Origin of the sequence: Manganibacter manganicus, from assembly GCF_002075885.1 — a bacterium.
Classification (GTDB): Bacteria; Pseudomonadota; Alphaproteobacteria; order Rhizobiales; family Rhizobiaceae; genus Mesorhizobium; species Mesorhizobium manganicum.
Genome location: NZ_MDET01000045.1, coordinates 106,660 through 121,053, shown reverse-complemented (window position 1 = coordinate 121,053; position 14,394 = coordinate 106,660). Strand labels below are relative to the sequence as shown.

11 protein-coding genes are annotated in these 14,394 nt (G+C 61.7%); 5 read left to right on the top strand and 6 right to left on the bottom strand.

The window, feature by feature from the left end:
* Positions 1 to 39: 39 nt before the first annotated feature.
* Positions 40 to 477 (top strand): alternative ribosome rescue aminoacyl-tRNA hydrolase ArfB, encoded by a 438-nt coding sequence (gene arfB, locus BFN67_RS19750; RefSeq protein ID WP_080921200.1) that lies wholly within the window; start codon positions 40 to 42, stop codon positions 475 to 477.
* Between the two features lie 20 nt (positions 478 to 497).
* Here arfB and copM read toward each other — a convergent pair whose 3' ends face one another.
* Positions 498 to 890, bottom strand: coding sequence for a CopM family metallochaperone (copM, locus tag BFN67_RS19745; RefSeq protein WP_080921199.1), 393 nt, complete (start codon positions 888 to 890; stop codon positions 498 to 500).
* 39 nt (positions 891 to 929) lie between these two features.
* The gene (locus tag BFN67_RS19740; RefSeq protein ID WP_080921198.1) at positions 930 to 3,464 is read right to left on the bottom strand and encodes a heavy metal translocating P-type ATPase; all 2,535 of its coding nucleotides are present in this window, start codon (positions 3,462 to 3,464) and stop codon (positions 930 to 932) included.
* Between the two features lie 188 nt (positions 3,465 to 3,652).
* Here BFN67_RS19740 and BFN67_RS19735 point away from each other — a divergent pair, with 188 nt between their 5' ends.
* A complete protein-coding gene (locus BFN67_RS19735; RefSeq protein WP_080921197.1) occupies positions 3,653 to 6,460 on the top strand; it encodes a [protein-PII] uridylyltransferase in 2,808 nt (935 codons plus the stop codon).
* On the top strand, positions 6,457 to 8,028 hold the full coding sequence (gene murJ / locus BFN67_RS19730; protein WP_080921196.1) for a murein biosynthesis integral membrane protein MurJ: 1,572 nt from the start codon (positions 6,457 to 6,459) through the stop codon (positions 8,026 to 8,028). Before BFN67_RS19735 ends, murJ begins: the two co-directional genes overlap by 4 nt.
* A gap of 13 nt (positions 8,029 to 8,041) precedes the next feature.
* On the opposite strand, the gene BFN67_RS19725 is transcribed toward murJ, so the two are convergent.
* From BFN67_RS19725 to BFN67_RS19710, 4 genes are all read right to left on the bottom strand, one after another.
* Positions 8,042 to 9,040: an ABC transporter ATP-binding protein gene (locus BFN67_RS19725; protein ID WP_080921275.1), complete on the bottom strand. Its 999-nt coding sequence runs from the start codon at positions 9,038 to 9,040 to the stop codon at positions 8,042 to 8,044.
* A gap of 97 nt (positions 9,041 to 9,137) precedes the next feature.
* Positions 9,138 to 9,977, bottom strand: coding sequence for a carbohydrate ABC transporter permease (locus BFN67_RS19720; protein ID WP_080921195.1), 840 nt, complete (start codon positions 9,975 to 9,977; stop codon positions 9,138 to 9,140).
* Positions 9,978 to 10,020: 43 nt separating this feature from the next.
* Positions 10,021 to 10,953: a carbohydrate ABC transporter permease gene (locus BFN67_RS19715; protein ID WP_080921194.1), complete on the bottom strand. Its 933-nt coding sequence runs from the start codon at positions 10,951 to 10,953 to the stop codon at positions 10,021 to 10,023.
* Between the two features lie 194 nt (positions 10,954 to 11,147).
* Positions 11,148 to 12,407 (bottom strand): ABC transporter substrate-binding protein, encoded by a 1,260-nt coding sequence (locus BFN67_RS19710; protein ID WP_080921193.1) that lies wholly within the window; start codon positions 12,405 to 12,407, stop codon positions 11,148 to 11,150.
* 311 nt (positions 12,408 to 12,718) lie between these two features.
* Between BFN67_RS19710 and BFN67_RS19705 the strand changes: the two genes are divergently transcribed.
* Positions 12,719 to 13,600 carry a glucosamine kinase nucleotide-binding domain-containing protein gene (locus BFN67_RS19705; RefSeq protein ID WP_080921192.1) on the top strand — a complete coding sequence of 294 codons (882 nt, stop codon included), beginning with the start codon at positions 12,719 to 12,721 and terminating at the stop codon, positions 13,598 to 13,600.
* The gene (locus BFN67_RS19700; protein ID WP_080921191.1) at positions 13,597 to 14,385 is read left to right on the top strand and encodes a GntR family transcriptional regulator; all 789 of its coding nucleotides are present in this window, start codon (positions 13,597 to 13,599) and stop codon (positions 14,383 to 14,385) included. The genes BFN67_RS19705 and BFN67_RS19700 overlap by 4 nt, the downstream gene beginning before the upstream one ends.
* The last annotated feature ends 9 nt before the right edge of the window (positions 14,386 to 14,394 follow it).

The following is a 14,394-nucleotide window of genomic DNA, read 5'->3' as shown; positions in this document are numbered from 1 at the left end:
GGTCTTTTCTTTTGGCCCCGCGCGCGGCATGACTGCGCCATGGCAGCGGAAGACATCATCACAGTGAGCGCAGAGGCGATCGTTCGGCCGGGTGACCTGCGCGAGGATTTCATCCGCGCCTCCGGGCCGGGTGGCCAGAACGTCAACAAGGTGGCGACGGCGGTCCAGTTGCGCTTCGACGCCGCCAATGCCGAAGGCCTGTCCGAGCGTGTGCGCGAGCGGGTGATCCGGTTGGCCGGCCAGCGCGCCACCAAGGACGGCGTCATCGTCATTGAGGCCGCGCGCTTTCGTACCCAGGAACAGAACCGCGCCGATGCGCGCGCCCGGTTGACGGCGCTGCTGGCTAGAGCAGCGGAGCCACCGCCCAAGCCGCGCAAGAAGACGAGGCCTTCCAAGGGTGCGGTCGAACGGCGGCTGAAGGCAAAGGCTGGCCGTGCAACGGTCAAGAAGCTGCGCGGTCGGATTGCGGACGACTGATACTGTAAACAGGAGCCCGGTTACTTCGCCGGGTGGGCGGCGAGCCAGTTCTCCATCACGGCGATTTCCTTTTCCTGCGCGGCGATGATGTCTTGCGCCATCTTGCGCAGTTCCGGATCCTTGCCGTTTTCGAGCAGTACCTTGGCCATATCGACTGCGGCCTGATGATGCGGAATCATGCCGAGCACGAAATCCCTGTCGGCGTCGCCGCTATAATCGATGCCCATCATCTCCTGATGCATCTTGTCCATGGCCGCCATATAGCCCTTGGTCGCTGGGCTTTCGGCGCTCATGCTCATTGTGCTCATGTCGTGGTTCATCTCCTCCGCCTGCGCGGAAAGGCTCCCCAGTAGAGGAGCGGCGAGCAGGGCCGAGGCGGCCAACGCCAGTGTGGTTTTGCGGATATGAGTCATTGGTATCTCCTTTGGGTTAAGCGGGGTCCGGCTACAAATTCAGAGTTTCAACGTGCGTAGCCTGAGAGCGTTGCCGATGACCGAAACCGATGACAGGCTCATCGCCGCCGCCGCGAGCATCGGTGACAAAAGCATGCCGGTGATCGGATACAGCACGCCAGCCGCGACCGGCACGCCGATCACATTGTAGAGGAAAGCGAAGAACAGGTTCTGGCGGATGTTGGACAGCGTTCCTTCAGCCAGCCGCCGCGCCCTCACGATGCCGGTGAGGTTGCCCTTGACCAGCGTGATGCCGGCACTTTCCATCGCCACGTCGGCGCCCGTTCCCATGGCGATACCGACATCGGCTGCCGCCAGCGCCGGTGCGTCGTTGACGCCATCGCCGGCCATCGCCACCACCGCGCCTCGCCGACGCAAATCCTCCACGAAACCGCCCTTGTCTTGCGGCAATTGCCCTGCGCGCAAACGGTCGATGCCCAGCTTTTTCGCGATTGCCTTTGCGGTGCGCTCAGTGTCGCCGGTGGCAAGCACGATGGTGATGCCCATGGCCTGCAATCCCCGGATCGCCTCGGCAGCCGTCTCCTTGACCGGGTCGGCGACGGCGACGATGCCGGCGATCCTGCCCTCGACGGCAACGAACATCGCCGTCTTGCCTTCGTTTTGCAGTGCTTCGGTTCTGTCCTCCAGTGCTGCCGGATCAAGGCCGAGATCGGCCATCATCGCCGTATTGCCCAGAGCGACCTTTTTTCCGGATACGGTGCCGCTGACGCCCTTGCCGGTTACAGCTTCGAAATCGGCGCTGCCGGGGACGGCAATGCCGCGCGCCTTGGCGCCGTCCACGATGGCTTCGGCCAGCGGATGTTCCGAGCCTTTTTCAAGTCCGGAGGCGAGGGTGAGCAGTTCGTTCTCCTCGATGCCGTCCGCTATCACGTCCGTCAGTTTCGGCTTGCCTTCGGTCAACGTGCCGGTCTTGTCGATAACCAGCGTATCGACGGCGGCCAGACGCTCCAGTGCGGCAGCATCCTTGACCAGGACGCCGGCATGCGCGCCGCGCCCGGTGGCCGTCATGATCGACATTGGCGTTGCCAGCCCCAGCGCGCAAGGGCAGGCGATGATCAGCACCGAGACGGCCGAGACGATGGCGAAGACAAGACTGGGCTCAGGCCCGAAGATCGACCATGCGATGAAGGCAGCAATGGCGACCAGTACCACCGCCGGCACAAAATAGTATGAAACACGATCGGCCAGCCCCTGGATCGGTGCGCGACTGCGCTGCGCTCTGGCGACCATCTCGACAATGCGCGACAGCGTCGTCTCTGAGCCGACCTTTTCGGCGCGCATGATGAGCGAGCCGTTCCCGTTCAGCGTGCCGCCGGTCAGCGCCGCGCCTTCGTCCTTTTCTACCGGCAGCGGTTCGCCGGTGATCATCGATTCATCGATTGAGGAGCGGCCTTCCAACACAACGCCATCCACCGGCACCTTCTCGCCGGGGCGGATGCGCAGCCGATCGCCGGCCTTCACCTCGTCCAGCGGTACGTCTCTCTCCGTGCCGTCCTCGCCGATCAAGCGCCCGGTCTTCGGCGCGAGGTCGAGCAGGGCACGGATTGCCGAGCCGGTCTTTTCTCGGGCGCGCAATTCAAGCACCTGGCCGAGAAAGACTAGCGCGACGATTACCGCCGAAGCCTCGAAATAGACCGGCACCGTGCCGTCATGGCCGCGGAACTGATGCGGAAAGATGCCCGGAAACAGCGTGGCGATAACGCTGTAGATGAAAGCCGCGCCGACGCCGAGCGAGATCAGCGTCCACATGTTCGGGCTGCGGTTGAGGATCGAATGCCAGCCGCGCTCGAAGAAGGGCAAGGCCGCCCACAGCACCACCGGCGTCGCCAGAACGAGTTCGAGCCAGATCGCCGTCTGTTCGCCCATCCATTGTCGAACAGGCAGGCCGAGCATGGAACCCATGGTCAGCACCAGCAGTGGCAAGGACAGTGCCGCGCTCACCCAGAAGCGATGGGTGAAATCGACCAGTTCGGGATTGGGGCCTTCATCGCCCGTCGGTATGCCCATTGGCTCCAGCGCCATGCCGCAGAGCGGGCAGGCGCCGGGCTTGTCGCTTATGATTTCGGGGTGCATCGGACAGGTATATTGTGTGCCCTTCGGCATGGGCGCGGGTACCGGCCTGTCGCCAAGATATTTTTCAGGATCTGCCTCGAATTTCTCCTTGCAGCCTGTCGAGCAGAAATAGAAGCCCTGGCCCTCACGCCGCGCGAAATGTTTCGTCGTGGCACGATCGACCTGCATGCCGCAAACCGGGTCGGTGGCGCTGATATAGTCTTGCGGTGCCGCCTCGAATTTCGTGCGGCAGTTCTCGGAGCAGAAATGAAATGTACGACCGTCATGCTCCAGGTTTGGCTTGCCGGCGCCAGGATCGACTGTCATGCCGCAGACGGGATCGCGGACCACCGCGTCGGTCGCCGACCCACTGTCATGTGCCGCGCAGCAGGAGCCGGAATGGCCATGATGCTCATGATGATGATGCGAATGGTCGTGGGTGTGTGGTTCGTTGCGTGCCATTTGATGCCTCGAATCTCGTGTTGGGGCAGAGATAGGGCTTCCAGTAACTGGAAGGTCAAGGGGCAAAGCGTGCAGGCCCGCCATCGGATGAATTCACGCGGGAGGGGGTCATACACAGCACGATGAAAACAGGCTATAGACGCCGCCGGCGCGCCGGGTTCTAAGACTGGAACGGGCGAAAGGCAGGAATGGCAAGGATCGCACTCAAGCTGGATGAGATAATCGACGGCGCGGCCTTGCGCGCCGCGCTTGCCGCCTTGCCCGGCGTGAAGGACGCGGCGGGGTCTTCCGGCGTCAGGGCCGGCGTGCTGAATATCCTCAAGGATTATCGCGCTGCCGGCATGAAGGCGGCGCAAGCCCTGCTTGGACAGGATGGCAGCGGCAGCGCCTGTGCCGCGCGCCTCTCCCACGTCATGGACGAGATCATTCGTGCGCTCTACGATTTCGCCGTCGCTCATGTTTATCCGGCGCGCAACCCGTCCGCCGCCGAGCGCATGGCGGTGGTGGCGGTCGGCGGCTATGGCCGTGGCACACTGGCGCCGGGGTCCGACATCGATCTCCTGTTCCTGTTGCCCTACAAGCAGACGCCCTGGGGCGAGCAGATCGTCGAGTACATGCTCTATATGTTGTGGGACATGAAGCTGAAGGTCGGCCACGCCACCCGAAACATCGGCGAATGCCTGCGTCTTGCCCGCGACGACATCACCATCCGCACGGCGGTGCTGGAAGCGCGCTATGTCTGGGGCGATGAAGTGCTTTATGACGAACTGGTCGCGCGCTTCGATCAGGAAGTGGTGAGCGAGACCGGGCCCGAATATGTCCAGGCGAAGCTGGCCGAACGCGATGCCCGCCACGCCAAGGGCGGCGAGAGTCGCTATCTGGTCGAGCCCAACGTCAAGGACGGCAAGGGGGGGTTGCGCGATCTGCACACGCTGTTCTGGATCGGCAAATATTTCTATCGGGTTCCCACTGCCGAGGAACTGGTCGGCAAGGGCGTGTTCACGGCCGGCGAGTATCGTCAGTTTCGCAAGGCCGAAGACTTTTTATGGGCGGTGCGCTGTCATTTGCATTTCCTCACCGGCAAGGCCGAGGAGCGGCTGCATTTCGACATTCAGCGCGATATCGCCGACCGGCTGGGCTACACCAGCCATCCCGGCCTTTCGGCGGTCGAACGCTTCATGAAACACTATTTCCTCGTCGCCAAGGATGTCGGCAATCTGACGCGCATCTTCTGCGCCGCACTGGAAGAAGAGCAGGCCAAGCACGTTCCGGGCTTCAACCGCATTTTCCTCACCTTCCAGCGCCGCCGCCGCAAGCTGGCCGGAACATCGGATTTCGTTATCGACAATCATCGGATCAACGTTGCCGATGGTCAGGTTTTTGAGCGTGACCCGGTCAATCTTCTTCGCCTGTTCTGGTTTGCCGACCGGCACGGGTTGGAGTTCCATCCCGACGCGCTGAAGCTGCTGACCCGCTCGCTGCGGCTGGTGGACAAGACGCTCAGACGCAATGCCGAGGCCAACCGGCTGTTTCTCGACATCTTAACCTCCGACCGATTCGCCGAGCATAATCTCAGGCGCATGAACGAGGCCGGGCTGCTCGGCAGGCTGATTACCGATTTCGGCAAGATCGTCGCCATGATGCAGTTCAACATGTACCATCACTATACGGTGGACGAGCATCTCATCCGCTGCGTCGGCATATTGGCGGAACTGGAGCGCGGCGACGATGCAAAGGTGCATCCGCTGTCGCATTCGCTGATGCCAAGCCTGAGGAAACATCGCGACGCGCTCTATGTCGCCGTGCTCCTGCATGACATTGCCAAGGGACGCCCGGAGGATCATTCCGTGGCCGGCGCGCGCATCGCCCGGCGCGTCTGCCCGCATATGGGTTTTTCCGCTGCCGATACACGGCTGATCGCCTGGCTCATCGAGAACCATCTGGTGATGTCGATGACGGCGCAGACGCGCGACCTCAACGACCGCAAGACCATCGAGGATTTCGCCGATGTCGTGCAGTCGGTCGAGCGGCTGAAACTGCTGCTTATTCTCACTGTCTGCGACATACGCGGCGTCGGGCCGGGCGTATGGAACGGCTGGAAGGGCCAGCTCCTCCGCAATCTTTATTTCGAGACGGAGCTTCTGCTGACCGGCGGCTTTTCGGAGATGTCGCGTGGCCAGCGCGCGATCGAGGCGCGCAATCAGCTTGGCGATGCGCTTGCCGGTTGGCCGGGTGACGAGCGCGAACGGCTGGTTGCACTGCATTACGAGAATTATCTGCTGACCGTCGAACTCCCCGACCAGCTTCGTCATGCCGGCTTCATTCGCGACACCGACAAGGCCGACCGCGCGCTTGCCACCATGGTCCGCCCGCATGAATTCGAGGCCGTCACCGAGATCACCGTGCTTGCGCCGGATCATCCGCGCCTGTTGTCGATCATTGCCGGTGCCTGCGCCGCAGCCAGCGCCAATATCGTCGATGCGCAAATCTTCACCACCGCGGACGGCCGCGCGCTCGACACGATCCTGATTAGCCGGGAGTTCGACCGCGACGAGGATGAGCGCCGCCGCGCCGAGCGGATTGGCACGCTGATCGAAAGCGTTCTTTCGGGCAAGAGTTCGCTGCCGGAGATGATCGAGAAGCGCGCCCGGCCGAAGCGCGGCACGCGGGCCTTCCGCATCCAGCCTGTTGCCGAGATCCGCAACACGCTGTCCAATCGCTTTTCGGTCATCGAGGTCGAAGGGTTGGATCGGACCGGCCTGTTATCTGAAATTACCGGCGTGCTGTCCGATCTTTCACTCGACATCGCCTCGGCGCACATCACCACATTTGGCGAGAAGATCATCGATACGTTCTACGTCACCGATCTGACTGGCCAGAAGATCGAGAATCCGACGCGCATCTCGGCTATCCGCAAACGCCTGCTCGCCACGCTGGAAGGCGCGGCAGCCGAGCGGACCACCAAAACGAAGACAGCGGAAAACGTCGCTCCATGAGCCTTATCAAGAAATTCGCCACGGTTGCCTCGGGCACGCTGGCAAGCCGCATCCTCGGATTTACTCGCGAGATGTTGATGGCGGCGGCACTTGGCACCGGGCCGATCGCCGATGCTTTTTATGCTGCTTTCCAGTTTCCCAACACCTTCCGTCGCCTGTTTGCCGAAGGCGCTTTCAATACCGCTTTCGTGCCGCTGTTCGCCAAGGAAATCGAGGCCGGCGGGCTGGATGGCGCGCGGCGCTTTTCCGAAGAAGTGTTTGGCGTCTTGTTCACCGTGCTTCTGGGGCTGACCCTCATCATGGAATTGGCCATGCCGCTCCTGGTCAGCACCATCATCGCGCCGGGATTCGCCAACGACCCCCAGAAATATGATCTGACCGTGCGGCTGGCGACGATCATGTTTCCCTATCTGGTGTGCATGTCGCTGGGAGCCATGATGGCCGGCATGCTGAATTCGCTCCGCCGCTATTTCGCCGCGGCCATCGCGCCGGTGTTCCTCAATGTGATTCTTATCGGTGTACTCTATAATGCCTGGCGCAACGGCGCCAAGGGGCTAGAGGTAGGGCATGCCATGGCATGGGGCGTGCTGGCGGCCGGTGTCGTGCAACTTGCCATCCTTTGGGTCGCCGTGCGCCATGCCGGCGTGCGCATCGGCTTTCGAAGGCCGCGCATAACACCCAATGTGCGGCGCTTGCTGCTGCTGGCGCTGCCGGCGGCCGTCACCGGCGGCATTACCCAGATCAATCAGGTGGTTGGTACCGCCATCGCCTCGACGCAAGCAAGCGCCGTTTCCTCGCTAGCGCTCGCCGACCGGGTCTATCAGCTTCCGCTCGGCGTGGTCGGCATTGCCGTGGCGATCGTGCTGTTGCCGGAACTGGCGCGGGCGCTGAAGGCCGGAAACCGCGTCGAGGCCGACAATCTTCAAAACCGCTCCGTGGAATTCACTTTGTTTCTCACTCTGCCGGCGGCTGCGGCCCTGCTGGTGATTTCGGAGCCGATCGTGCGCCTGCTTTATGAGCGCGGCGCCTTCGCTGCCAACAATTCGACGCCAGTGGTGGCGTCGATCCTCGCCATTTTCGGCATCGGCCTGCCGGCCTTCGTTCTCATCAAGGCGTTTACGCCCGGCTATTTCGCGCGTGAGGATACGAAGACGCCGATGATCTTCGCCGCGATTTCGGTGGCGGTGAATCTCGCCACCGCGCTGATACTGTTTCCGTCGATGGGGGCGCCGGGTATTGCGGTGGCTTCGGCGCTAGCCGGCTGGATCAACGCGGCCATGCTGCTCGCCGGTTTGGTGAAGCGTGGCCATTGGCAGCGCGATGCGGCACTGATGAAGCGCATCCCGCGCCTTTTCCTGGCAACGGCGGTGATGGCGGCCGCGCTTTATTTCGGCGCGCAATGGTTTGCGCCCGAATTGTCGTCTTCGGCAAGGTTGCTGACAAAGGGTGCGGCGCTCGCCCTGCTCTGCGGCGCGGGGGCTGTCATCTATTTTGTGTTGGCCTTCGCCATTGGCGGCGCCGATCTCGCCATGATCCGCCGCAACATGCGGCGCGGCTCGAAACTTTAAGCCGCGACACGGTTCACGTCAGCGCCTTGCCATCTTCGCCGAAGCGGTAGGTCTTGCCGGGTGTCGGCGTAACATAAAGCATGGCATCGGGTGCAGCTTCAAAGGCGCCGAACAGCCGCACGGTGATCAGGCCGGCTTGCTCGCAGTCGAGATAGAGATTGGTGTCGGCGCCCAGATGCTCGACATGGACGACGGTACCCTTCCATGCGCCTTTTTTTGTGTCGACCGTAAGATGCTCCGGACGAATGCCGATGGTCTTGACGCTTTCGCCCAGCCGCGCGCCGTCGATGAAGTTCATCTTCGGCGAACCGATGAAACCGGCGACGAATTCGTTGGCTGGCGAGTTGTAAAGCTCCATCGGCGCGCCGATCTGCTCGATGCGTCCGGCGTTCAGAACGACGATCTTGTCGGCCAGCGTCATCGCTTCGACTTGGTCGTGGGTGACATAAACCATCGTCGCCTTGAGGCGGCGGTGCAGTTGCGCGATCTCGATGCGGGTGTTGACGCGCAGTGCCGCGTCGAGATTGGACAGTGGTTCGTCGAACAGGAAAAGCTTCGGCTCACGCACCACCGCGCGACCTATGGCGACGCGCTGGCGCTGGCCGCCGGAGAGTTCGGCCGGCCGGCGCGCCAGATAGGGCTCTAGCGATAGCATGGCCGAGGCGGCTGAAATACGCCTGTCGATCTCGGCTGCCGGCGTTGCCGCCTGCTTGAGGCCGAGTCCCATATTGTTCTTCACCGTCAAATGCGGGTAGAGCGCGTAGGTCTGGAACACCATGGCGATGCCGCGTTTGGCGGGCGGTGTTGTGCTGACGTCGTCGCCATCGATCAGCACGCGCCCGGAACTGGCATCCTCAAGCCCGGCGATGACGCGCAGCAGCGTCGATTTCCCACATCCGGACGGGCCGACGAAGACGACGAATTCGCCGTCGGAAACGTCAAGGTCAATGCCTTTCAGCACATCGACCGGGCCGAACGACTTCTTGACGTTTTCGATTTTCAGTGAGCCCACGGCATGTTTCCCATAGTTTGATGACGCGACCATGATCCATTCGCGGGATCGGTGGCGGCATGGCGCGGTGTTGTGCGCATCTGGCCTTGGTTGCCGGTCACTTGACGGCTCCTGAGGTGATGCCGCGGATAAGTTGTCGCGAGAAGATGAGATAGAGGATCAGCACCGGCAGGATCGCCAGTGAAAGCGCGGCCAGCACGGCATTCCAGTTGGTCACGAACTGGCCGAGGAACAACTGTGCGCCGAGCGTGACCGTCTTGGTATTTTCTGCCGGCGCCAGGATCAGCGGGAACCACAGATCGTTCCAGATCGGGATCATGGTGAAGACGGCGACGGTCGCCATGGATGGCCTTACAAGTGGCAGCACCAGCCTGAAGAAGATCGTATATTCCGATAGCCCATCGATGCGCCCGGCGTCTTTCAGGTCAGCCGAGACCAGTTTCATGAATTCCGACAGGATGAAGATGGCGAGCGGCAGGCCCTGCGCGGTATAGACCAGGATCAGCGCCGTCAGCGTGTTGACCAGGCCGCTGGCGACCATGAGTTGCAGGATGGCGACGGTGCCGAGCCGGATCGGGATCATGATGCCGAGCGCTAGATAAAGGCCCATTAGTGTGTTGCCTCGGAAGCGATACTCCGACAGCGCGAAGGCCGCCATCGCGCCGAACAAAAGCACCAGGAACAGCGAGACGACCGTCACCACCAGGCTGTTCCAGAAATAGAGCGGGAAATTGCCCTGCGACAGCACGGTCGCATAGCCGATCAGGTCGAAGGTCTGCGGTCCCGGCAAGGCCAGTGGCGTGCGGAAGATGGCGCCGCGCGACTTGAACGAGTTGATGACGATCACCAGCACCGGGAACAGCGCAATCACCGTATAGGCGATGAGAACGGCATGTGCCGCCACCGTGCGCGGCAGGGAGGAGGTCGCACGGCTCATGGGGCGTCTTCGCAATGTTGATGCAGTGCCGTCATCTCGACCCTCAGAACTGGTAGCGGCGCAGCCGCGTCTGGACGAAGAACAGATAGATGCCGACGCCGACGAGGATGATGAGGAACATCATGGTGGCAATCGCCGCCCCCATGTTCGGATCGCCGATCTGCAACTGGAAGCCGAAGAAGGCGCGGTAGAGGAAGGTGCCCAGTATGTCGGTCGAATAATTCGGCCCGGCGAGCGCGCCTTGCGCGGTGTAGATCAGGTCGAAGGCGTTGAAATTGCCGACGAAGGTGAGGATCGAGATGATGCCGATTGAAGGCAGGATCAGCGGCAGTTTGATCTTCCAGAATTGCGACATGCCGGTAATGCCGTCACATTCGGCCGCCTCGATCACCTCGTCGGGAATGGTCAGCAGCGCCGCATAGATCAACATCATCGGGATGCCGATAAACTGCCAGACCGAAATCAGGCTGATCGTAACCAGCGCGGATTTTTCCATGCCGAGCCATGGGGAGAACAGGCTTTTCAGGCCAATCATGTTGAGCAGGTCCGGCGCCACGCCCCATAGGGGTGAAAGAATGAGTTTCCACGCGAACCCGACAATGACGAAGGACAGTATCGTCGGCACGAAGATCGCCGTGCGGTAGAACGCCGAGAAGCGGAGCTTCGAGCTCGACAGCAGCGCCGCTAAAAGGATGCCGACCGGGTTCTGCACCAGCATGTTGATGATGAAGAAGATGACATTGTTGTAGAGCGCGTTCCAGAAACCGTCGGCCCATCGCGGGTCGCCGAACAGCGTGCGGAAATTTTCCAGCCCGACAAAAGTCTGGTGCTGGTCGATGTTGCGGAACAACGAGAACTGCAGCGTGCCGGCCAGCGGCAGGATCATGATCGCCGTATAGATCAGGAAGGCAGGCAGAAGGAAGACGCCGATATGCCACCGGCGGGGCGGCTTTTTCATTGTCGCTTCTGTAGCCATGATCTTGGTTCCCGGCCGATCAGGTCTTGCCGTATCCCGGCGGCTTGGCGCTGCCCTGTCCACCTCCTTCAAGGAGAGAGAATACGACCCGATACAGTGTTGTTGCGAACGGGGCGGAGGTCAATGTCGAGAGGCACCGACCCCGCCCCGTTCATTCTTTCACAATTCTTCAAAGGGAGCAGGCAGGCCGCGTCCTATTTCGCCGGCTTGTACCAGCTATCCAGGCCGTCCTGCAGTTTCTTGCCGGCTGCTTCAGGCGTGTCGATCCCGTTGATGACATTGGCCGATTCCACCCAGACCTCGTTTTCGAGGTTCGGCGTTCCGCGCGACAGGATCTGATAGGTCGCGCGTAGCGTTGGCTCGCAGTTTTGGCGCCAGCTCAAAAATTCCTTGGCCAGCGGGTCCTTGAGCTCGACTTTTTCATTGGTCAGCGGGAAGAAGCCGGGCAGTGCGTTGCCGTAAAGCTCGGCGAACTGCTGGGAAGCGACCCATTCCAGGAACTTCTTGGCCTCCTCGGGATGCTTGGTCTTGGCGTTCATGCCGATTGCGTGGTCCGGCTGGTCGGAAAGGTAACACTTGTCGCCCTCGTTGGGCAGCGGCGGCGGGAAGGCGCCCATCTTGAACTGAGCCTGTTTGTTGAACACCGAGATTTCCCACGAACCGGACGGATAGATGGCGGCGCGGCCAAGCGTGAACAGGTTCTGGCTATCAGGGTATGACTGAGCTTGGAATCCGTCGCCCATATAGGGTGCCCAACCGGCAAGAATCTTGAACGGCTCGACGAATTCCGGATCGCTCAACTTGGCCGTGCCAGCGATCAGCGCTTTGCGGCCTTCCTCGCCATGCCAGTAGTTAGGGCCGATATTCTCCCAGCCCATGGTGGCGGCTTCCCACTGGTCCTTGGTACCCATGGCCAGCGGAATAAATGTGCCGTCATCCTTGATCTTCTTCAGCGCCGCCATGAATTCGTCATGCGTCTTCGGCGGTTTGATGCCGAGTTGGTCGAAAGCTTCGGTGTTATAGATAAAGCCGTGGATGACCGATGCCATCGGCACGCAGAAGGTCGTCTTGCCGTCGTCCGTCTGCCACGCGACCTTGGCGACCTCGGAGAAATTGGCCATGCCTTTCAGATCGTTGAGGGGTGAGAGATAGCCTTTGTCATAAAGGTCGAGCGAGGCGTCGAAAGGCCGGCAGGTGATGAGGTCGCCGGCCGAGCCAGCCGCCAGCTTGGCATTGAGGGCGGCGTTGTATTCAGTGGGCGCGGCTGCTGCAAACGTTACCTTGATGCCCGGATTGGCCTTTTCGAAAGCCGGAATGATCTGTTCCTGCCAGATCTGCGTATCGTCATTTCGCCAGCTCTCGATGGTCAGCGTCACGTCGTCGGCATAGGCCGCGCCGGCGTAACCCAGAACACTGGCGCCCAGAAGCAATGCCGTGAGAAGTTTGGTGGTCATGCTCAGTCTCCCTGTTGAGCTTTGTCAGGCTCGGTTTTGACGAGATGGGAGGCCTGCACCTCCCGCTCCCTTCAATGCATGAAAGGATCGGCATGTCGGTGCGCATTCCTGCATCTGAGATCCTCCACTTATGAAACAATACCAAAAAAATACCACTTGTCCACACGCATTAACGTTTGATTGAATTTTCCACCGAAGCTCTTGGAATACCAGTAAATTTCAATCGAAACCGCGCTGACCACGCCTCGTGCAAATTAAACTCTTGGCTAATGGTATTTTATTGGTATCATTGGCGTCGAGGAGGATTTCCCTTGAATTTCGTGCTCGGCATCGATGGCGGCGGCACCAGTTGCAGGGCAGCCCTTGCAACTGCGGATGGCGTCGTGTTGGCGCGCAGCGTGAGCGGCGCAGCCAATATCCGCACCGACCTGACCGGCGCCCGCAACAATATCGTTGAGGCAGCCCGGCTTGCCTTCGTCGAAGCCGGTCATGATCCGGCCCTGATGGCGGTGACGCCCGCCATACTCGGCCTCGCAGGGGCCAATGTCGGCACCTATGCACAACAGCTCGAAGCGATCCTGCCTTTCGCCGCGAGCCGCGTCGAGAGCGACGCTGGTATCGCGCTTGAAGGCGCGGTCGGTCCCGGTGATGGAGCGATTGCGGTGCTGGGCACCGGTACCGCCTATATGGCGCGCAAGAACGGCAAGGCCCGCGCCATCGGCGGCTGGGGCTTTCAGGTCGGCGACCAAGGCAGCGGCGCGCGCATCGGTCGTGACCTGCTGGAACAAACCCTGCTGGCCCATGACGGTGTGCGCGAAGGCTCCCCGCTTACCCAGGCAATGCTGGCGGTATTCCGCTACAACCCGCAGGACGTGGTGGAATTCACCACGCGCGCCGTGCCCGGCGATTTCGGTGGCTTCGCTCCGAAAGTGTTTGAATATGCCGCCGATGGGGACGCGGTGGCGCTGTGGATCATCGACAAGGCGGTTGCCGATGTCGAAGCCGCACTTGCTGCGCTCAATCTGGTTTCACAAGACCCGCTGTGCCTGCTTGGCGGCCTGGCACCGCTCTATGCACCGCGCCTTTCCGAGCGTCACCGAGCCATGTTGCGCCCGGCGCTGGACGATGCGCTCGGCGGTGCGGTACGCATGGCCATGCGCCTGTTTACGCAAATCGCGGAGCAAGCGCGATGAGCGGCGGCGCCGACCTGATCTTTGCCGGCTTGCGGGAATCCGGGCAGAGTGCCGCGCCGCTTTATGTGCGCTTGCGCCGCAGCATCGAGGACGCGATCAATCGGGGTCGGATTGCGCCCGGCGATGCCCTGCCGTCGGAACGCGACATTGCTATCAAGGCCGATATCTCGCGCGTGACCGTGCGCAAGGCGGTGCAGGAACTGGTCAAGGGCGGCATCCTTGTCCAGCGCCATGGGTCTGGCACCTTCGTTGCGCCTCGCATTGAGCGCGTCGAGCAGTCGCTGTCGCGGCTGACTTCCTTCACTGAGGACATGGCGCGGCGTGGCATGAGCGCGCGCTCCACCTTGCTGGAGCGTGGCGTCTTTGCGCCATCGCCGGACGAGATGATGGTGCTTGGTCTGTCCGCCAAGGAACTGGTGGCGCGCATTGCCCGCCTGCGCATTGCCGATGACAGGCCGCTGGCGATCGAGCGTGCCACGTTGTCGGCCAGCGTGCTGCCTGATCCTCTTGCCGTCACCACGTCGCTTTATGCGGTGCTCGAGGCGGCGGGCAAGCGCCCGGTGCGAGCGGTGCAGCGCATCTCGGCCACCAATCTCGGTACGGCTGATGCGAAACTGCTCGACGTGCCGGCTGGGGTTGCCGGCCTGCATATCGAACGTATTTCCTACCTTGCCGGGGGCAGGGTCGTGGAGTTCACGCGGTCCGTCTATCGCGGCGACGCCTATGATTTCGTCGCGGAACTGCGCCTGACGGGACCGGACGAAGATTTGGAGACCGGGGTTTGAGCGAAAAGA

Coding starts and splice junctions, on each gene's coding strand:
- BFN67_RS19700 (WP_080921191.1), top strand. CDS start 13,597: ATGAGCGGCGGCGCCGACCTGATCTTTGCCGGCTTGCGGGAATCCGGG.
- BFN67_RS19740 (WP_080921198.1), bottom strand. CDS start 3,464: ATGGCACGCAACGAACCACACACCCACGACCATTCGCATCATCATCAT.
- BFN67_RS19720 (WP_080921195.1), bottom strand. CDS start 9,977: ATGAGCCGTGCGACCTCCTCCCTGCCGCGCACGGTGGCGGCACATGCC.
- BFN67_RS19710 (WP_080921193.1), bottom strand. CDS start 12,407: ATGACCACCAAACTTCTCACGGCATTGCTTCTGGGCGCCAGTGTTCTG.
- copM (WP_080921199.1), bottom strand. CDS start 890: ATGACTCATATCCGCAAAACCACACTGGCGTTGGCCGCCTCGGCCCTG.
- arfB (WP_080921200.1), top strand. CDS start 40: ATGGCAGCGGAAGACATCATCACAGTGAGCGCAGAGGCGATCGTTCGG.
- BFN67_RS19735 (WP_080921197.1), top strand. CDS start 3,653: ATGGCAAGGATCGCACTCAAGCTGGATGAGATAATCGACGGCGCGGCC.
- BFN67_RS19715 (WP_080921194.1), bottom strand. CDS start 10,953: ATGGCTACAGAAGCGACAATGAAAAAGCCGCCCCGCCGGTGGCATATC.
- murJ (WP_080921196.1), top strand. CDS start 6,457: ATGAGCCTTATCAAGAAATTCGCCACGGTTGCCTCGGGCACGCTGGCA.